The organism is Novosphingobium sp. G106 (genome assembly GCF_019075875.1).
Lineage (GTDB): Bacteria > Pseudomonadota > Alphaproteobacteria > Sphingomonadales > Sphingomonadaceae > Novosphingobium.
In genome coordinates this window covers 2,358,836-2,376,080 of the sequence record NZ_JAHOOZ010000001.1, presented here as the reverse complement: position 1 = coordinate 2,376,080, position 17,245 = coordinate 2,358,836, and the positions used below count along the sequence as shown (strand labels likewise).

19 protein-coding genes are annotated in these 17,245 nt (G+C 64.5%); 5 read left to right on the top strand and 14 right to left on the bottom strand.

Translation table 11 applies throughout. The features are described from left to right. Positions 1-89: 89 nt before the first annotated feature. The gene (locus KRR38_RS11340; protein ID WP_217407224.1) at positions 90-1,553 is read right to left on the bottom strand and encodes a PAS domain-containing hybrid sensor histidine kinase/response regulator; all 1,464 of its coding nucleotides are present in this window, start codon (positions 1,551-1,553) and stop codon (positions 90-92) included. Here KRR38_RS11340 and KRR38_RS11335 point away from each other — a divergent pair. After that, positions 1,473-1,742, top strand: coding sequence for a hypothetical protein (locus tag KRR38_RS11335; RefSeq protein WP_217407532.1), 270 nt, complete (start codon positions 1,473-1,475; stop codon positions 1,740-1,742). The two genes, KRR38_RS11340 and KRR38_RS11335, sit on opposite strands and share 81 nt — an antisense overlap. Here KRR38_RS11335 and KRR38_RS11330 read toward each other — a convergent pair. The 3 genes from KRR38_RS11330 to kaiC are packed head-to-tail and all read right to left on the bottom strand — an operon-like array spanning position 1,739 to position 4,082. After that, on the bottom strand, positions 1,739-2,059 hold the full coding sequence (locus tag KRR38_RS11330; RefSeq protein WP_217401510.1) for a circadian clock KaiB family protein: 321 nt from the start codon (positions 2,057-2,059) through the stop codon (positions 1,739-1,741). The genes KRR38_RS11335 and KRR38_RS11330 overlap by 4 nt on opposite strands. Then, positions 2,056-2,385: a circadian clock KaiB family protein gene (locus KRR38_RS11325; protein ID WP_217401505.1), complete on the bottom strand. Its 330-nt coding sequence runs from the start codon at positions 2,383-2,385 to the stop codon at positions 2,056-2,058. Before KRR38_RS11325 ends, KRR38_RS11330 begins: the two co-directional genes overlap by 4 nt. Then, the gene (gene kaiC / locus KRR38_RS11320) at positions 2,382-4,082 is read right to left on the bottom strand and encodes a circadian clock protein KaiC (RefSeq protein ID WP_217401503.1); all 1,701 of its coding nucleotides are present in this window, start codon (positions 4,080-4,082) and stop codon (positions 2,382-2,384) included. Before kaiC ends, KRR38_RS11325 begins: the two co-directional genes overlap by 4 nt. 3 nt (positions 4,083-4,085) lie before the next feature. On the opposite strand from kaiC, the gene KRR38_RS11315 reads away from it, so the two are divergent. Further along, complete coding sequence (locus tag KRR38_RS11315; RefSeq protein ID WP_217401501.1) at positions 4,086-4,427, top strand: hypothetical protein; 342 nt, start codon at positions 4,086-4,088, stop codon at positions 4,425-4,427. A 143-nt stretch (positions 4,428-4,570) separates the two neighbouring features. Here the strand turns inward: KRR38_RS11315 and KRR38_RS11310 are convergent, their stop codons facing one another. The 5 genes from KRR38_RS11310 to KRR38_RS11290 all read right to left on the bottom strand — a co-directional run bounded on the left by KRR38_RS11310 (position 4,571) and on the right by KRR38_RS11290 (position 9,213). Continuing rightward, the gene (locus KRR38_RS11310; protein ID WP_217401498.1) at positions 4,571-5,095 is read right to left on the bottom strand and encodes a VOC family protein; all 525 of its coding nucleotides are present in this window, start codon (positions 5,093-5,095) and stop codon (positions 4,571-4,573) included. Positions 5,096-5,107: 12 nt separating this feature from the next. Continuing rightward, complete coding sequence (locus tag KRR38_RS11305) at positions 5,108-5,956, bottom strand: SDR family NAD(P)-dependent oxidoreductase (protein ID WP_217401495.1); 849 nt, start codon at positions 5,954-5,956, stop codon at positions 5,108-5,110. A gap of 10 nt (positions 5,957-5,966) precedes the next feature. Continuing rightward, entirely contained in the window at positions 5,967-6,803 is an 837-nt protein-coding gene (locus KRR38_RS11300) for a sugar phosphate isomerase/epimerase (protein WP_217401491.1), read from the bottom strand. Beyond that, positions 6,800-8,074: a cytochrome P450 gene (locus KRR38_RS11295; RefSeq protein WP_217401489.1), complete on the bottom strand. Its 1,275-nt coding sequence runs from the start codon at positions 8,072-8,074 to the stop codon at positions 6,800-6,802. The genes KRR38_RS11300 and KRR38_RS11295 overlap by 4 nt, the downstream gene beginning before the upstream one ends. A 68-nt stretch (positions 8,075-8,142) precedes the next feature. After that, positions 8,143-9,213, bottom strand: a complete 1,071-nt coding sequence (locus KRR38_RS11290; protein WP_217401487.1) for an AraC family transcriptional regulator — start codon at positions 9,211-9,213, stop codon at positions 8,143-8,145. Between the two features lie 163 nt (positions 9,214-9,376). Here KRR38_RS11290 and KRR38_RS11285 point away from each other — a divergent pair, with 163 nt between their 5' ends. Beyond that, positions 9,377-11,134, top strand: a complete 1,758-nt coding sequence (locus tag KRR38_RS11285; protein ID WP_217401486.1) for a cytochrome P450 — start codon at positions 9,377-9,379, stop codon at positions 11,132-11,134. A gap of 12 nt (positions 11,135-11,146) precedes the next feature. On the opposite strand, the gene KRR38_RS11280 is transcribed toward KRR38_RS11285, so the two are convergent. The 5 genes from KRR38_RS11280 to KRR38_RS11260 are packed head-to-tail and all read right to left on the bottom strand — an operon-like array spanning position 11,147 to position 14,508. Then, positions 11,147-11,797 carry a TetR/AcrR family transcriptional regulator gene (locus KRR38_RS11280; RefSeq protein ID WP_217401481.1) on the bottom strand — a complete coding sequence of 217 codons (651 nt, stop codon included), beginning with the start codon at positions 11,795-11,797 and terminating at the stop codon, positions 11,147-11,149. Continuing rightward, complete coding sequence (locus KRR38_RS11275; RefSeq protein ID WP_217401479.1) at positions 11,794-12,744, bottom strand: alpha/beta hydrolase; 951 nt, start codon at positions 12,742-12,744, stop codon at positions 11,794-11,796. Before KRR38_RS11275 ends, KRR38_RS11280 begins: the two co-directional genes overlap by 4 nt. Beyond that, positions 12,741-13,622 carry an SDR family NAD(P)-dependent oxidoreductase gene (locus KRR38_RS11270; RefSeq protein ID WP_217401477.1) on the bottom strand — a complete coding sequence of 294 codons (882 nt, stop codon included), beginning with the start codon at positions 13,620-13,622 and terminating at the stop codon, positions 12,741-12,743. The genes KRR38_RS11275 and KRR38_RS11270 overlap by 4 nt, the downstream gene beginning before the upstream one ends. A 19-nt stretch (positions 13,623-13,641) precedes the next feature. Further along, the gene (locus KRR38_RS11265; protein WP_217401475.1) at positions 13,642-13,968 is read right to left on the bottom strand and encodes a nuclear transport factor 2 family protein; all 327 of its coding nucleotides are present in this window, start codon (positions 13,966-13,968) and stop codon (positions 13,642-13,644) included. A gap of 54 nt (positions 13,969-14,022) precedes the next feature. After that, positions 14,023-14,508 (bottom strand): EthD domain-containing protein, encoded by a 486-nt coding sequence (locus tag KRR38_RS11260; RefSeq protein ID WP_217401474.1) that lies wholly within the window; start codon positions 14,506-14,508, stop codon positions 14,023-14,025. A 56-nt stretch (positions 14,509-14,564) separates the two neighbouring features. Here KRR38_RS11260 and KRR38_RS11255 point away from each other — a divergent pair, with 56 nt between their 5' ends. Both KRR38_RS11255 and KRR38_RS11250 read left to right on the top strand, forming a co-directional pair. After that, positions 14,565-16,406, top strand: coding sequence for an FAD-dependent oxidoreductase (locus KRR38_RS11255; RefSeq protein ID WP_254514757.1), 1,842 nt, complete (start codon positions 14,565-14,567; stop codon positions 16,404-16,406). Further along, positions 16,403-17,245, top strand: a complete 843-nt coding sequence (locus KRR38_RS11250; RefSeq protein WP_217401472.1) for a TauD/TfdA family dioxygenase — start codon at positions 16,403-16,405, stop codon at positions 17,243-17,245. Before KRR38_RS11255 ends, KRR38_RS11250 begins: the two co-directional genes overlap by 4 nt.

Below are 17,245 nucleotides of genomic sequence, written 5' to 3'. Positions count from 1 at the left end.
GTGGAGAGTGCCGAAGATTTCGTGCGGGCCATCCGGAAACCCGCCATTCGTTCATGGCCGCATAGCTACTCGGGAAAAATCGCGAGCGACTAGCCCGCTCGTTCCTGCGCGAGCATCGAAGAAGCCAAGGCACGCGCTATCGCCGCGGCCAGGTCTTCCTCACTGAACGGCTTGCCGAGTTTGACTATCTCCCTCGGCGAATTCGTCGGAAGTTCTCCATATCCCGTCGCAAGGATGATCGGGAGGCTGGGGCGATCGTTGGTCACGCGCTGGATCAATTCGGTACCGGTCATGTTCGGCATCGCCTGATCGGTGATCAGGAGCTCGACATCTGGTTGGAGCTGCAAGGTCTCCAAAGCTTCTTCAGCGGAGCCTGCTTCGAAGACGGTGTGCCCCATATCCTGGAGCATGTCGGCTATATTCATCCGAATAAGAAAGTCGTCATCGACCGCGAGTATCTTCAGTGGTCGAGAATCGATGGGCGTAGTCTGTTTCGTGACGCTCTCGGAATATTCGGCGTCGATACTGTTGGCCGCGGGAAGCCAAAGACGCGCAGTAGTGCCGGCTGTCGGGGAGCTTTGCAGGACGAATGTCCCGCCGAGTTGCTTTGCCAAGCCGTGAACCATCGACAGGCCGAGGCCAGTGCCTTTGCCCACACCCTTCGTCGTGAAGAACGGCTCGGTCGCGCGCGCCAGGGTGTCGGCGTCCATGCCTTCGCCTTCGTCGATCACGCCAAGGCAAATAAAGGTTCCGGGAGCCAGTGCTTCGATCTGGTCGGCGGCCACGACCACCCGTTCCGCGGATACTCGGATCGGGCCACCGTCGGGCATGGCATCGCGCGCGTTCACGGCCAGGTTGAGCAGAGCCATCTCGAGCTGATTGGCGTCGGCAAGCACGGGCGGCAGAGGGTCCGCGAATTCCAGCTCGAGAGGCCATGTCGGGCCCAAGGTCCGTTGCACGAGCTCGGTCATTCCCTGGATCAACGCGGCGAGATCGACGCGCTCGGCCTTGAGATCCTGCCGGCGCGCGAACGCGAGCATCCGCTGGGTCAGCGCCGCGCCGCGCCGGGTGCCCTGCTTCGCATTCTCGATGAGGCGGCTGGTCTGCGGGTCGTGTGGAATCCGCTTCTCCAGCATTTCCAGGCTGCTCGAGATCGCCATCAGGAGGTTGTTGAAATCGTGTGCGACGCCGCCCGTGAGCTGCCCGACCGCGTCCATCTTTTGGACCTGGCGAAGCGTATCTTCCGCGCGGCGCATCTCGGTCAGATCGGTGACGATGCTGCAGAACATGCGCGGTGCACCGGCTTCCACCTGTAGCTCGACGATCGACATGTTGGCCGGCGTAAGCCGCTCGTCGGCTCCGATGAGCGTCACTTCGGTGGTTTCCGGTTGTTCGCCTGTCAGTATGGCTTCGAGCGGCGCGGGGTCGACCACATGATCGTAAAGGCAGGAGCCGATCAGGCGCCCACTCGGTTGGTCGACCAACTCGCTGAAACTGCGGTTCGCATAGAGTATGATGCAGTCTTCATTGAGCGTGACGGCACCCTCTTTCATCTGCTCGACGAGAACGCGGTAGGGGCGGTCGGCGTTCTCCAGGGTGTAGACAAACTGGCCTGCGGAACCGCCCACGACGATGGCGTCGACTTCGCCGTTACGGATCGCGTCGAGCGTTTCGTTGGCCTCTTGGAGAAGGCCTTCGAGCTCCGCGATCCGGGTGCTCTGGTCCGCGGCCGTCACGGCTAGGGCTTACTCGTACCGGCTGAGCTCGGCGCTAGATTGAGACCCGCGAGGACCTTTTCCTTGTCCGAGAGGTCACCAATGATCCGGCGGAGAGGCTCGGGAAGCACTTTGACCAAGGTCGGCGTCGCGACCACTTGGAGTTCGCGGGTTGCCTCCGGCTTTTCATAGACGTCGATGATTTCGAGATCGTATTTGCCGGCCAGTTCCTGTTCGCAGATCCTCCGCATGTTGGCGATGGCGCGCTGCGAACGGCTCGTGGTGCCGGTGACGAACAGCCGCAGGACATAGCGCCCGGTTTCCGACGGAGCTGGCCAGCTCATGTCTCGGTCCCCTCGATAGGCACGATGTCGAGACCCACCAGGACCCGCTCGGTGTCGGACAGGTTGCCGATGACGCGCTTTATCGGCGGCGGCAGGCGGCGCACGAGGGTGGGAACGGCCAGAATCTGGTCGCCGGCCGCCAGTTGTGGACTCTCGATGAGATCGATGACCTCGACCGTATAGCGTCCCGCGAGGTGCTCCTCGCAGATCGACTTCAGATTGGCGATCGCGCTTAATGATTTGGGCGTTTGCCCGGCGACATAAAGGCGCAAATTGTAGTGCCCGGGAATGGCCACATCGCTTGAGGTCTCGACGTCCTCGCTCACTGGCCCACTCCTCGTTTGGCAGCCATGGCGCTGCGGTTGGACTGGATGAAGCCTTCGCGTTCATCATCCTGGCTGAACCCGAGGTCAGCCTCCTCTTCTTCAGCATCCAGCGAGGCCTGAAGTTCGGCAATCTGCCGCTTGACCGTCTCGCGCTTGCGGTCGCGAGCGCGCCGGCGTTGATTCAGCAATTGCTGGCGCTCGAGCTCTTCTGCCCGCTCGAACCCTTCCTGCGCCAGTCGAGCGGCCCCCGTAAGCACGCCATTCGGGCCAATGTAGGGTTCGATGAGCGTGATCCCGTTGTCGGTCAGCAGATATTCGCGGATCTGGTTCGAATGCTTCATGCCCCGCGACTTGAGGACATACATCACGCGGTTGCGCTCGCCATTGGCCTCGACATCGGTCAGCGAAATCCAGCTGTCCATCAGCGAGGATACGCTGCGGTCAGCTTCCGAGACATGATCGGCCGCAAGCGACAGGCTGGTCAGCACCGCCGTTACACCGTGCTTCTTGCAAATATCGACGAGCCTAAGCATGGTCGCGTGGATTTCCGATGGTACCCCCCGAAATGCGGAGATCGGATCGACGATGATGGCGCTGGGGGCGAATTCCTCGATGTCGCGGTTCATCCGCGCGAGATGCATTTCGAGACCGAAAAGGCTGGGGCGTGCGGCCTCGAAACGCAGCAATCCTTGATCGACATGGCGCTGCAGATCGATCCCGGCCGAGCGCATGTTGCGAACGATCTGCGCCGGGGATTCCTCGAAGGCGAAGTAGAGGCACTTCTCGCCGCGCGAACAGACGGCGTTGGCGAAGGCGGCGCTGAAGGTCGACTTGCCGGTCCCCGCCAGACCGGAAATCAGCACGCTCGATCCGCGGAAGAAGCCACCGATCCCGAACATCTTGTCGAGGCCGGCGATACCCGTGGGAACCACTTCCGAAGAGGTCTGGTGCTCGAGGCTCGCCGAGGTGATCGGCATGACGCTGATGCCGCGATCGTCGATGAGGAACGGATACTCGTTCGTGCCGTGGGCCGAGCCGCGGTATTTGACGACGCGCAGCCGCCGCGTGGTGACCTGGTCGAGCACCCGGTTGTCGAGCAGGATGACGCAATCCGACACATACTCTTCGATGCCGTAGCGGGTAAGCTGACCCTCGCCGCGCTCCGCGGTTATGATGGCGGTGACGCCCTTGTCCTTGATCCAGGCGAAAAGCCGCCTGAGTTCGGCGCGCAGAACCGCCTGATCGGTGAGACCGGAAAACAGCGCTTCCAGCGTGTCGAGCACGACCCGCTTTGCGCCGATCTTGTCGATCGCGTAGCCAAGCCGAACGAAGAGCGCTTCGAGGTCATATTCGCCGCTGACTTCGATCTCGGCAGGCTCAATCCGGACATAGTCGATGGCGATGCGCCCTTCTTCGACCAGCTCGCCGACATCGAACCCGAGCGAGGCGACATTGTCGACCAGATCGTCCGATCGCTCCTCGAAGCTGACGAATACGCCATTCTCGCCGTAGCGCGTCGCGCCGTTCACGAGGAAGGTCATGGCGAAAAGCGTCTTGCCGCAGCCGGCTGCGCCGCACAGAAGCGATGGCCGTCCGCTGGGCAGACCGCCCAGCGTGAGATCATCCAGGCCCTTGATGCCCGTCGGCGACTTCAGCAATGCGCCGGAAGCGCTCTCGGGAACGTCAACGATAGTCACTTAATGGTTTCTCCCCATGCTGTTTCCATTGCAGCCTTCCGCGACGCGGCTTTCGTGCGCAGTGGCCTCGAAATGTTCGAGTGCGCGAATAATCGCGGTTTCGACGTAGTTGGTGAGGGTGCGATTGTCGGCATTCGCGTGCTGACGCGCGCGCTCAAGCAACTCGCGATCGAACCTGAAAGTCACAGGCTTGCGCATTCAGCCTCGCTTTTTTTGGATTCCCAAAGCCCCGTATTTACATTCGTAATACGCTCATCGAATGCTTCGGTTCCGTCAGCAGGCCACAAGAGGGGAAAAGGAGGCCGATTGTCGCTGAAAAGTTTCGATTTTCAGCAGGTTGTTTGAGCAACAGGCTTTCCAGCGTTTTCGCCGGTGCGTTCGTGCCGGAAGAGCGGCGCTCGCCGTACCCAAATTCAAGTAGCGCCGACAAAGTCGGTCGGGCAAGAGCGGGTTGTTGCGGTTTTGTATTCGTCCGATCGATCCGGCTCTCAAAGCCGCCTGATAGGATCATCACCGTCCCAGTTCGCCGCGGCCTCCTTGAAGATCGCGAAGACCTGCTCCTTGATCGGATTGGCGGTGATAAGCTCGGTTAGAAAGCCGAGCGTGGCGGTGGTGTCGAGCCAGCAGACCGGCGCGCCCTTCATCAGGCCGCTGAATACGATCTCCGCGCCGCTCTTGCGGTAGTGCGCGAGGTCGCTCTCGAAGTCGTCGGTATAAGTCGACATGTGGTGGAGCCGGCTCTGGCCCGGCGGCACCAGTTCACGGAACATCGAGGGGCCTTCCTCGAGTTGCTCGATCAATTCGATCTGCATCGCCCCGGCCTGCGCGATTGCGGCGTGGAACTTCACCGGCTGCCAGGGCTCGCCGCGATAGATCGCGTTTTCGTAGACGACATCGTCGAAGTAGAAGAACGGCCCGACGCCGGCCTGCCGCGCCCAGTGCTCGATCGCGGCGTGGAGATCGGGCACGACCCAGGCGATCTGCATGTAGTTGCGGCTCGGCAGATAGACCATCGGTGCGTCCCTTCAGCCTTTCAAGTCACGGTAGAACGCGTCTCGGATGCTTGTCATCATCGCATTGCGGTTGGTCATCTCGCCCGCCGTGCCGCCGCCGTCGACGCCGAGGACCTGGCCCGTGACATAGGTCGAGCGGTCGCTGGCGAAGAACAGCGCGGCGTTGGCGATGTCGCGCGGAGCCCCGCGGCGCTTGATCGGCTGGCTGGCGAGCCAGGCCGTGTCGAGCTGGCGTTCCAGTTCGGCCGACTGCTCGGGCGGCAGCGCGGGATCGGCGAAGCTGCCCATCTTCGTCGGCACCGCCCCTGGCGCGATGGCGTTGACGCGGATGCCGTACTCGCCGAGGTCGATCGCCATCGACCGGGTGAAATTGTTGATGCCCGCCTTCGCCGCCCGGTAGATCGCGATCGCGAAGCCGGGATTGAGCGATGCGATCGAACTGAGGTTGACGATCGAACCGCCGCCGTTCTCGCGCATGTGCCGCGCGGCGAACTGGGTGCCGTACATCGTGCCCGCGACGTCGACGTGCATGACGCGGTCGAAGTCGGCGAGATCGTCGTCGAGGAAGCGGTTGACGAACCGGCCCGAGATCGCCGCGTTGTTGACCATCGCGTGAAGCCCCCCGAACTCGGAAATGGCGCGGTCGACCAGAGCCCCCACCTGTTCGCGTTCGGCCACGTCGGTACGCTGGAAGCGGACCCTGTCGCCAAGCTCTGCGGCGAGCGCGGTGCCCGCCGCCTCGTCGACATCGCCGACTACGATGCGCGCGCCTTCCTCGGCGAAGAGCTCGACGATGCCGCGGCCGATCCCGGTCGCCCCGCCGGTGATCACCGCCACCTTGCCTGCCAGTTCGTTCGCCATGCCGCTTCTCCTAGCGTCTCGGCGTCAGGCCGGCGACCACGGCGCGTGTCCCGGCCAGCACGTCGCGCACATGCTCGGCCGCGGTGACGCCGGCGGCGCGGCGATGCGCGGCGGGCACTTCCGCCTCGATCGCCATCGTCGCGGGCACGGCGTTCAGCAGCTCGTGGAGCGGCAGGCCGCCCTGTCCCGGAACCTCGCGGTTGTGCACTTCCTTGATGTAATCGCCGGACTGGTGCGTGCCGATGTGGTCGCAGATCTGGACGATGCCGAAATAGCGCGGGTCGAGCGCGGCGAGGTCCGCCGCCGTCACGCCGCTGCGGACGGCATGGAGCATGTCGACGCCGATGGCGAAGCTCTCGCGCCCCACTTGGTCGATGAGCCACTTTGCCCGCGCCAGCGACGGATTGCCGGCCGTCATCGGGCAGAACTCTGAGGTGAATTTCAGGCCGAAACTTTCGGCGAGATCGCAGAATTCGCCGAGCCGATCGACCACCAGCGCATCGTCGAGGATGAAGACGTGGCCGACGGCGCGCCTTGCGCCGAGTTCGGCCCCCAGCGCGACTGCGGGTTTGTAGAGCTCGAAGTCCACTTCGGCGGTGATCGGGAAGAACTCGACGCCGTCGAGCGCGACCCCGCCATCGGCCAGCGCGCGCCGCACCTCCGCCTTGGACTCGGCCGTGATCGTCGTCGGATAGCTGAGTCCGGTGTTCGAATTGGGCAGGGTGCTGTTGCCGTTGTTGGCGAACATGGTGACGTTCCGGCAGTCGTTGTCCGCCGCGATGCGGACGAAGTCGGCCGGGTCGACGCCCGTGGCGCACAGCTGGTGGAGGATGATCTGCCGGGTCATGCGGCTTCCCTTTTCCGGTAGGTCAGTGGCAGGCGCTGCATCGAATGGTTGGACGTGGAGGGGATGTAGGCGATGTCCTCGAGCGGAACCGCGAGGCCGATGTCGAGATGCCGCGACACCTCGCGCGCGACCACCGCCATCTCCATCCGCGCCAGCGCCAGCCCGACGCAGCGGTGGATGCCCGCACCGAAGGTAACGTGGCCGATCAGGTTGGGCCGGTCGATGTCGAACGCCTCGGGTTCGGGGAACTGGCGCTGGTCGCGGTTGGCCGAAGCGAACATGATCAGGACCTGGCCGTTCTCCGGGATCGCCACGCCGCCGAGCTCGGTATCGCGCGTCGCCACCCGCGAGAGCGCGCGCGGCGGCGGTAACAGGCGCAGCGCCTCCTCGACGAAGCGGTTGACCGTGCGGCTGTCTTCCAGATCCGCGAACAGACGCGCCGCCGCATCGGGACGCGTCGCGATCATCAGCAACAGCCCGGCGATGCCGTTGGCCGTGGTCTCGCTGCCACCGCCGATCAGCGCGCGGGTGCAGGCGACCAGCTCGGCGAAATCGAGCACCGGACGGTCCTCGCTCGGATTGCGCGCGTGGACGAGATCGGAGACGAGGTCGTTGCCCGGTGCCTGCCGCCGTTCTTCGATCATCGCGATGATATATTGCTGCATTTCGCAGATGTCGGCGGCGTTCTGCTGCATTTCCTCGCGGTTCTGCATGCGCCCGACCTGGGCGGACAAAGCGAGGGTCCAGCGTTCGATCTTGGTCTGGTATTCATGCGGAATGCCGAGCTGCTCGGCGAGGATGTCGATCGTCAGCGGCAGCGCGAGATCGTTGATTCCGTCGATGGTGCCCGCTGGCGGCAGGGCATCGAGGAAGCGCACGACACGCTCGGTGATCGCGGCTTCGAGCGCCTTGACCCGGTGCGCGGTGAAGGCCTGCTCCATCAGCTTGCGCACGCGGGTATGCCGCGGCGGGTCGGTCATGATCACGTCGGGAAAGAAGCCGCCGCCATCACGCTCCAGGATCTCCACGAATTCTTCGAGGAAGCCGTGCGCATAGTTGGTGCTCCAGCCGCGCTCCATGGAGAAGGTATCGGCATCGAGCAGCACCGTGCGCACGTCGGCGTAGCGCGCGACCAGCCAGGCATGGAGCGTCTTGTCGTAGTGGACCGGATCCTCTTCGCGCATGCGGGCATAGAAGGGGAACGGGTTCTGCAGCACGGCCTCGTCGGCGAGCGTCGCATCCTCGAGCGCGATTGCGTCAGCAGCGTCCATCGGTCCCTCCCATCGTGGCGAGGGATCGCCCGGCGCGCGCCGGAGGTCTCTTCCGTTCGCGACAGGGGCTATACAAAACGGGACGGGGCGGCACGAAAGGCCTGCGGCGTCGCTCCGGTCCAGCGCTTGAAGGCCCGGCCGAAGCTGCTCTGGTCGGAATAGCCGAGGCCCAGTGCGATGTCGGCGAGCGAATGGCCGGTCGCGCCGAGCGCGCGCTTGGCCGCCTCGATCCGCTCCTCCTCGACGATCTCGGAGAAGCGCATTCCCTGCTCGATCAGCCGCCGTTGGATCGTCCGCGCAGAGGCTTCGAGCTTCACCGCGCAGCGCTCGATCGTGCAGTGGCCGGTGGCGAGCGTTGCCCGGGCGAAAGCACGGACCTCGTCGATGAAGCTCCCTTCGGCCGAACGGCGGACCTGGTCGAAATAGCTGCCGAGCAGGCCGAAGAGGATGGGATTGGCCGCGGTGTTGCGTGCGTCGAGCAGGGCCGCGGGGAAGGCGATCAGGTTGGCCGCGGCGCCGCCGCGGACCTTGCACCCGAAGAAACGCTCCATCACCTCGATGTCGCGGCGCGAAGGCTGCGAGGTGACTGCGACCGCGCTCGGCCGGAAGCCGGGTCCGGCGAGCCCCTGGAGAAAACGCAGCACCTGCGACTGACCGAGATAGTTGGCCTGCTCGTCGCAGGCAAAATCGGCATTGGACCGCCAGCGAAATTCGGCGGTCTCCCTGCCGGCGACGAATTCCACGTCGGCGCCGGGGCAGTAGATCACCGGCATGAATTCGAGCAGGACCCTGATCGCCTGGCGCATGTCGGGCGCGACGCGGGCATAGGAGGTGAGCGCGCCATAGACCTCCGGCTGCAGGCTTTCGCCGAGCCGCAGGCCGAACAGCGGGTCGTCGAAGGCGCGGCTGCAATCGTCGAGGATCGCGGCGGCGCTGGTGCAGCGGATCGCATAGTCGGGGTCGTGCGCGGCGAGCGGGTCGATGCCGTGGCGCTCGATCACCGGCTCCAGCCGCCCGCCATGACGGCCGACGAGGTTGCCGACGCCCTCGACGAAGCCGCAGGCTTTCATCGTGCCGTGCGGCGGCGGCGCCAGCAGCGGGCCGTCGATCTTGAAGAAATAGCTGCTCGCGGCGGCCATGGTCCCTCGTCCCGTTCTTTTCGTTCGTTTGATTCGCGATGCTATCCGCTTCGGCGGGGTGGCGGCAATTGTTCACGCGCTGTCGCACCCGGTCGAGACCCTGGACCCTTGCCCCCGGCACGCTCACTAATATGCTAGGCGTAAAGCCAGTTCGGGGGACGGAATGATCGAGAAAGTAGCCAAGTTTCGCGCCGAGGCGGCCGACCGGCAGGCAATCACCGACTGTATGTACCTCTACAGCCGGGGTATCGACCGCGGCGACGCCGAATTGCTGGGCGAGGTGTTCTGGCCAGACGCGCGGATCGTCGGCGAGCTGTTCTCGGGCCCGCCCGCGGACTTCATCGGCTTCTCGGTGCCCGCGGGCCTGAAGAACTGGGACCGGATGATGCACCTGATCACCAACAGCGTGATCCGCATCGACGGCGACCGCGCGGCCTCGGAATCGTGCTTCTACGGCTACCACGTCGCCCACGGCGACGGCCGCGGCGAGGTGCCGCCCGGCGACCTGATCATCTGCGGCCGCTATCTCGACCGCTTCGAGAAGCGCGATGACGAATGGCGCATCATCGAGAAGACAATCCTGTTCGAATGGTACCGCGAATACGACGACGGCGGCGGGATCAAGCCGGGGCCGATGGGCACGACGGTGACGATGAAGGGTGAGGCGGGGGGCCGGCGACCGCAGCTACGCGCTGTTCGCGTCGATCTAGCGATGCTGGTTTCCGATCTCGATCTGCCCGAACTGCCGATCGAAAGCGCGGAATTTTCCGCCGATCCGATGCGTTTTCTCGAGCCGGCGCGGGTGCGGCATCCGTGGCTGGCGAAATTCAGCAAGGGCTACGTCGTTCACGGGCTCGAGGCGACGCGCGAACTGCTCTACCGCGACGACAGGATGGGGCCGCACTTCTCGGGCCTCGTCGAATACTACGGCGCCGAAGAGACCGATTGGGGCCGCTTCATGCGCGACCAGATCGCGACCAATTCAGGGCCGCGCCACGACCGCCTGCGTGCCAGCGTTGCCGCGGCATTCACCCCGCGCCACGCCAACCGCACGCGGCCGCTGATGCGCCAGGTGATCGGCGAACTGCTCGACGAATGGGCACCGCGCGGCGCCTTCGACTTTGCCGATTTCGCCTCCTACTTCCCGATCACGGTGATGTGCGGCCTGCTCGGGGTCGATTCCGGCCCGGTGCGCGAGATCCGCGATGCGCTGGACCTGCAGATGGCCTGCATGACGATGGATCGCGGTATCTTCCTGGACATCGCCAGGGCCTACGACCTGCTGCGCCGCTTCGCCGCCGATCTCATCGCCGAGCGCGAGGCCAGCGGGCCGCGTGAGGACGACCTGCTGCTCGATGCGCTGATCGAGGCGAAGGAGGTCGGACGGCTCGACGCCGACGAGTTGCGCGATCTCCTTATCACGCTGCTACTCGCCGGCTTCGACACTTCGAAGAACGAGCTGACCCTGACGATGTACGCGCTGCTCGATCGTCCCAACCTGCTCGAACGCTGTGCCCGCGAGCCCGAATACTGCCGCCGCGTGATCCAGGAATCGCTGCGCCATACCTCGGTCGTCTCGCCCAGCCGGACGCTGTTCGAGGACGTCGAGTACGAAGGCATCCGCTTCCCCAAGGGCACCTACATTTGCTTTGCCATCGCGCTGTCCGGCCGCGATCCCGCCGCCTATCGCGATCCCATGGTATTCGATCCCGATCGAGAGCAGCAGCCACGCCACCTCGCCTTCGGGCGCGGCACGCACATCTGCCTCGGCCAGTATCTCGCCATGGCGCAAATGGAGGAAGGACTGCACCTCGTCGCCCAGCGGCTCGCTCGTCCGCGCCTTGCGGGTGAGGTTACCTGGAGGCCTTTTCGCGCAGGCGCCTGGGGCATCCGGACCTTGCCTATCGAATTCGAGCAATAGGCCGGCGCCACACTATGATGCGGCGGCAGTGCGCTTGCTGGTAATCAGAAACGTATGCAGATCCTTGGCTGCGACGAGCAGCAGCTCCCGCCCGCAGGCATCCGAGGTGTCTTCGAGGTGGATTTCGCACGCGTAGGTCAGTTCCTGGAGCAACATCAGCGCGCGAGCTCGTCGCGCCGCATCGGCCTTGGCATTGCCGATATCGCGGAATGGCGCGTTGTTCGCGCCCATGCTGTCGAGAAGTTCGTTGGTCAGGACATCGAGCGTCGCGGCATGGGCGTGCTTGCGGCGAACCTCGACGATGATCGATAGGGGAACCCGCTCCTTGGCAATGAACCGCGCGACCTTGCGGACCCAGCTTTCCATCTGCGCCAGGGTGGGATCTGGCCCTGGCATGGTTGCCAGCATGTTCTTCGCTTTGGCGCCATACTCGGTGATGACTTCCAGCAGGATCTCGGACTTGTCCTTGTAGTGGAGATACAAGGTCGATCGCCGCAGACCGGCGGCCACGGCGATCTCGTCCATTGTCGCCGTGTCGAAGTGCTGATCGTAGAAGAGGTTGCGCGCGGCATTGACGATCCGGCTACGGGTCAGGTCCCGCTGGGCCTCGCGCAGCGGGGTCTGGTATTTGACCGACGGTGCCCGGTCGCGGCGTTCGCTCATGGATTGCCGAGACCTCGGACGAAGTGGCTGATCTGCCGCATCGCTAGTCCGGCTGCACCGGCAAAGAAAGCGTCCATCGTCACGAAGCCGTGGATCATGCCCGGATGGCGGATGATCGATACCCGCACGCCGCGCGCCGCCAGGACTTGCCCGTAAGCCTCGGCTTGTTCCGTGAGGAGGTCGTGCTCGGCTGTGATGATCAGCGTCGGCGGCAACAGTTCGAGGCCGGGCGCATACAGCGGCGCGAAATCGGGATGCCGATGCAGCGAGGTATCGGGGACATAGAGGCCGAGGAAAAACTCGATTTCTCGAAGGCCGAGGAAAGGTGCTTCGAACCGGCGGAGCGACGGTGTTTCGGGGGTATCGGTATTGGGATAGGCCAGAACATTGCCGGCTATCTTGCAGGCTGTGGTCTCGTGCAGTTTGCGGGTCACGACCGTGGCCAGGTTCGCCCCCGCACTGTCGCCGCCGAGGATGATCGGCACTTTATCGCCGGCCAGGGCGACGACCCGATCGCAGACCCAACTCGCGGCGCGCAACAGGTCGTTCACGGCGGTCGGGAACGGATGTTCCGGCGCGAGCCGGTACTCGACCGAGGCGACTGCACAGCCACTTTCCTTGGCCAGTACGCGGGCGAAGTTGTCGATTTCGGCAATGCTGCCGAGCGCGAAGCCCCCGCCGTGTGCCCAGACGATGATGGCCGATGGGTGCGGTCCCGGACGATAGAGGCGCAAACCGATTTCGCCGCCAGACACCGGAATGCGGAAATCCTCGACGCACTCCATCTCGGGCTGGCCGGTGACGGGCGTCGCCGCGCGGATCGCGGCACGGGTTTCGGCGATTGGGCGGGAGGTCATCTCCTGCCAGCCCGGATCGGCGGCGAAGAAGGCGGCGATCTGCGCGGCGACCGGGTCCAGCGGCCCCTCGGGTTGGAAACCGTCGCTCACCGGTCGATCACGCCCTTGGCCCGCCAGGCCGCGCGGTGGCCGCCGTCGACCGGGATGTCGATGCCGTTGAGGAAGCTCGCCCCATCGGAGACGAGGAAGTCCACGACATTGGTGATCTCGATCATCGAGCCTTGCCGGCCGAGCGGGATCTCGCGCGCCTTGTCGCCGCGCGAGACGCGGGTTTCGGTACCGTCGTGGCTGGGCAGGGTAGGGCCCTCGGCACGCGCCATCGGCGAATCGATCATGCCCGGGGACAGCGAGACGGCGCGCACCTGCCGCGGCCCCCATTCGACCGCCAGTCGCTCGGCCAGCATGTTCACGCCGAGCTTGGCGTAGTTGTAGGTCCAGTCGAAATCGGGCTCCTTGCCGTGGAGGTCAGCGAGGGCCGTGAGGAAACCTTGTCGTTGCGGTTCGGCCAGAAGCGCTTCGAGCTTCGCATCGCGTGCCGGCAGGTAGCTCGCCAGCGACGAGATGAAGACCGCCGCGCCGCCGCTCACCATGTGCGGGCCAGCCGCTTCGGCAACCAGATGCGCGCCGACGAGATCGACCGCCATCATCTTGCGCCAGTCGCCGATCGACATGCCGACTGCCGCTACATGGGCCAGGGCGCGAATGCCGGGGCTTTTGGCGAGCACCTCACCGAGCGCCTTCGTCTGTGCGGGATCGGTGATGTCGCACCGGTGTCCCGCGACGGTATAGCCGTCGTGAGTCAGCGTCGCGACGGTCTGAGCCAACCGTCCACCGTCGAGATCGACAATCAGCAAGGCGTGGCGCCGGCCGAGCGCGCGAGCGATCGAGGTGCCCAGGCCGCCGCAGCCGATGACCAGGGCCAGGGGTGCCTCTGCGTAGTAGGCTGTGCGTTCGACATAGTCCGGCATCGTTCTCTCCCACCCGCCTCTATCGGACGGCGTTGAAATAGTGCGGCTTGATGCTGACCACCTGGCCGTTCTTGAATTGCCACATCTCGAGCAGCGAAGTTTCGAACAGCTCGCCGCCCTCGCGCAGCGTCGCGCGCAGGTTCAGTTCGCCGATCAGCCAGTCGGGATCATCGGTGATGAAGGTCCTGACGGGCGCCATCTGCTCGATGTCGAAGGTGTCGTTGAAGAGCCCAAGAAATTCGAGGAAGCCGTCGGCGCCGCGGTAGGTACCGGCGAAGGGCAGGCCCGAACCTTCGTTCAGTTCGAACTCGGGGGGCGCATAGCGCTCTGATCGTTTCCGCGTCACCGGCGAACACGGCGGTGACGAACCGTTCCTGGATGGCGAGGTTGGGATTGCCTGTCATTGTTTATCCTGAAGTTGGGCGGTTGCCTCTTTCCCGTCGCCGGGCCGGTTGGCATGCACGTCGCAGACGACGAGACGCACGGAATCGCGGTCGAGGAAATGCTCCTCGTCGTCATGGAACAGCTTGCCGATGACCGGGTCGAACAGCAGCTCGAAGACCTCGGTCAGAGCCTGGTCGTCGCGCAGAACCCATTCGGTCACGCAGTCATGGTCCGACTGCTTCGACGCGATGGCGCGGGCGATCGGATCGGCATTCTCGGGCAAGTCCACCCGCACGTTGTAGTTGCGCGTATAGGACAGCAGCAGATGGCCGAAATGGGTCTGGCCGAGCACCGCGTGGCTGTTTTCATAGTGATCGCGGAACTGGTCGAGCGTGATGCCCGGCTTGCGCTTCAACAGCCAGATGACCTTGAACATGACGATGTCTCTCCCGCTGCGGACAATGATCCGGGCGGCGTCGCGATGCAAGAATTTAATGGACATCGTGTCGTCCAATATGACAACGTGTTCGCCTAAATCAAAAACCCGGACCCGGTGAGATGATGAACTGCAGGCCGACCGACACGCCGGATATCGATCTGGCGTCGTTGCGTGAAAAGTACCGCCAGGAAGCCGAAAAGCGCCGCCGCCCCGAAGGCTTCGCGCAATATATCGAGGTCACGGGCGAGCTGAACGCGTTCCTCGAATTCGATACTTACGAGCCGATTCCCGAGCGCGCGCCGCTGGCCGACGAGATCGACGTCGTCGTGCTGGGCGGCGGCTTCGCCGGGCTGATCGCCGCCGGCCGGCTGAAAGAGGCAGGCGTCGATAACATCCGCATCATCGACCGCGGCGGCGACTTCGGCGGCACCTGGTACTGGAACCGCTATCCGGGCGTGCAGTGCGACGTCGAATCCTATTCCTACATGCCGCTGCTGGAGGAAATGGATTACATGCCGAAGGATCGCTATTCCTACGGCACCGAGATCTTCGAATATTGTCAGAAGATCGGCACGTATTTCGGCCTATACGAACACGCGCTGTTCGGCACGGTGGTCAATGCGTTGCGCTGGGACGCCGAGCTGGGGCGCTGGCATGTCGGCACTGACAAAGGCGACGACATCCGCGCACGTTATATCGTCATGTGCCCGGGGCCATTGAACCGGCCAAAGCTCCCCGGCGTCCCCGGGATCGAGCATTTCAAGGGCCACAGCTTCCACACCACGCGCTGGGACTACGACTATACCGGCGGCGACTGGAAGAACCCGGTGATGGACAGGCTCGCCGACAAGAGGGTGGCGATCATCGGCACCGGCGCCACGGCGGTGCAATGCGTGCCGGCGCTGGCCAAATACGTTAAGCACCTTACCGTCTTCCAGCGCACGCCGTCCTACATCGACGAGCGCGGCAACATGCCGACCGACCCCGAATGGGCCAAGCGCCAGCAACCGGGCTGGCAGGCGGCGCGGATGCGGAACTTCCACACGGCGATCAACGAGGTCTTCGCCAAGGACGACGTCGACCTGATCTGCGACGGCTGGAGCGAGCTCAACCGCAACATCCAGGCGGCGCGTGAAGCCGCGGGCTGGCCCGAGATGCAGCTCGACGAGCTGATGGCGCTGCGCGAGGTCGAGGACTACCGCGCGATGGAACGCATCCGCAAGCGCGTGGATGACACGATCGAGGACCCCGCGACGGCCGAGATGCTCAAGCCCTGGTACCGCTTCCTGTGCAAGCGGCCATGCTTCAACGACGAGTACCTGCCGGCATTCAACCGGCCCAACGTGAGCCTGGTCGACGTGTCCGAGACCAAGGGCATCGAGCGCATGACCGAAAACGGCATCGTCGCGAACGGGATCGAATACGAGGTCGACTGCATCATCTACGCCAGCGGCTTCGAGACCACCACCGACATGCGCCGCCGCTATGGCATCGACGTGATCGAGGGGCGCGATGGCCTGTCGATCTACGATCATTGGAAGGACGGCTTCCGCACTTTGCACGGCATGACCGTGCACAATTTCCCCGGGCTGTTCTTCACCGGCTGGCTGCAGGGCGGGGTCTCGGGCTCGACCACGCTGATGTACGACCAGCAGGGCCGGCATATCGCCTACATGCTGAGCCAGGCCCTGAAGCGCGGCGCCGCGACGGTGGAGCCGACCGCCGAAGCCGAAGCGGCCTGGGTCAAGACGATCCGCGAGAACCTGATGCTCGACACGCAGTTCTGGGAAGCCTGCACGCCGGGCTACAACAACAACGAAGGCCTGGCGGTGACCCGCTATACGATCTTCGGCGAACCCTATGGACCGGGCTACGAGGCCTTCGACCAGCTCATCCGCGAATGGCGCGAGCAGGGCGATCTCGCCGGCCTGGTGTTCGAGCCGCAGGAGCAGGACGCATGACTTTCAGCACGGTTGACCTGACACCGGCCATCGGCACCCAGGTCCGTACGGACCGCGAGACCTTGCTCGACGGTTCGATCGCCGGCGACATTCGGGCGCTGCTCGAACAACGCGGCGTTCTGTTGTTCCGCGGCTACGACCTGAGCGACGAGGAACAGCTCCAGTTCGCCAAGACGCTCGGCACGCCGCGCAACGAGCATGGCACCGACATCACCAAGGTCTCTTCGGACAAGACGAAAAGCCCGATCTTCGCCGAGTACACGGAAGGCACCTACTTCTTCCATTTCGACGACACCTACATGGAATACCCGGCGCTCGCCTCGGTCCTTCGCGCGCGGACGGTCGCGCCCGAAGGCGGCCAGACCGAATTCGCCAATACCTACGCGATCTACGACGATCTTCCCGAGGATGAGCGCGACTTCCTCGATACGCTGCAGGGCGTCCACTCGCAGGAGACCATCCAGCGCAAGGCCTTCCCGAACCCGACCGACTGGCAGCTTTCGCTCTGGGGCGAGGGCGCGATCCCCGCGACGACCCATCCGCTGGTCTGGCATCACCGCACCGGCCGCAAGTCGCTGCTGCTGGGCGAAACCATCCGCACGATTCCGGGGCTCCCCAAGGACGAGAGCGACGCGCTGATCCGCAAGCTGCTGAACCTCGCCGAGCGGCCCGAATATGTCTACCGCCACGAGTGGCAGGTCGGCGACGTGCTGATCTGGGATAACACCGGCACAATGCACCGCGTCGTGCCGTTCGACCTAACCTGCGGCCGCGAACTGCACCGGGTCAAGCTGGCGGGCGAGGAGCCGATCCGGGCGCCGAGCAAGGTTCCGGCCTGA

Coding starts and splice junctions, on each gene's coding strand:
- KRR38_RS11340 (WP_217407224.1), bottom strand. CDS start 1,553: ATGAAAGAGGGTGCCGTCACGCTCAATGAAGACTGCATCATACTCTAT.
- KRR38_RS11330 (WP_217401510.1), bottom strand. CDS start 2,059: ATGAGCTGGCCAGCTCCGTCGGAAACCGGGCGCTATGTCCTGCGGCTG.
- KRR38_RS11315 (WP_217401501.1), top strand. CDS start 4,086: ATGGTTTCTCCCCATGCTGTTTCCATTGCAGCCTTCCGCGACGCGGCT.
- KRR38_RS11310 (WP_217401498.1), bottom strand. CDS start 5,095: ATGGTCTATCTGCCGAGCCGCAACTACATGCAGATCGCCTGGGTCGTG.
- KRR38_RS11305 (WP_217401495.1), bottom strand. CDS start 5,956: ATGGCGAACGAACTGGCAGGCAAGGTGGCGGTGATCACCGGCGGGGCG.
- KRR38_RS11300 (WP_217401491.1), bottom strand. CDS start 6,803: ATGACCCGGCAGATCATCCTCCACCAGCTGTGCGCCACGGGCGTCGAC.
- KRR38_RS11295 (WP_217401489.1), bottom strand. CDS start 8,074: ATGGACGCTGCTGACGCAATCGCGCTCGAGGATGCGACGCTCGCCGAC.
- KRR38_RS11290 (WP_217401487.1), bottom strand. CDS start 9,213: ATGGCCGCCGCGAGCAGCTATTTCTTCAAGATCGACGGCCCGCTGCTG.
- KRR38_RS11285 (WP_217401486.1), top strand. CDS start 9,377: ATGATCGAGAAAGTAGCCAAGTTTCGCGCCGAGGCGGCCGACCGGCAG.
- KRR38_RS11280 (WP_217401481.1), bottom strand. CDS start 11,797: ATGAGCGAACGCCGCGACCGGGCACCGTCGGTCAAATACCAGACCCCG.
- KRR38_RS11270 (WP_217401477.1), bottom strand. CDS start 13,622: ATGCCGGACTATGTCGAACGCACAGCCTACTACGCAGAGGCACCCCTG.
- KRR38_RS11260 (WP_217401474.1), bottom strand. CDS start 14,508: ATGTCCATTAAATTCTTGCATCGCGACGCCGCCCGGATCATTGTCCGC.
- KRR38_RS11255 (WP_254514757.1), top strand. CDS start 14,565: ATGATGAACTGCAGGCCGACCGACACGCCGGATATCGATCTGGCGTCG.
- KRR38_RS11250 (WP_217401472.1), top strand. CDS start 16,403: ATGACTTTCAGCACGGTTGACCTGACACCGGCCATCGGCACCCAGGTC.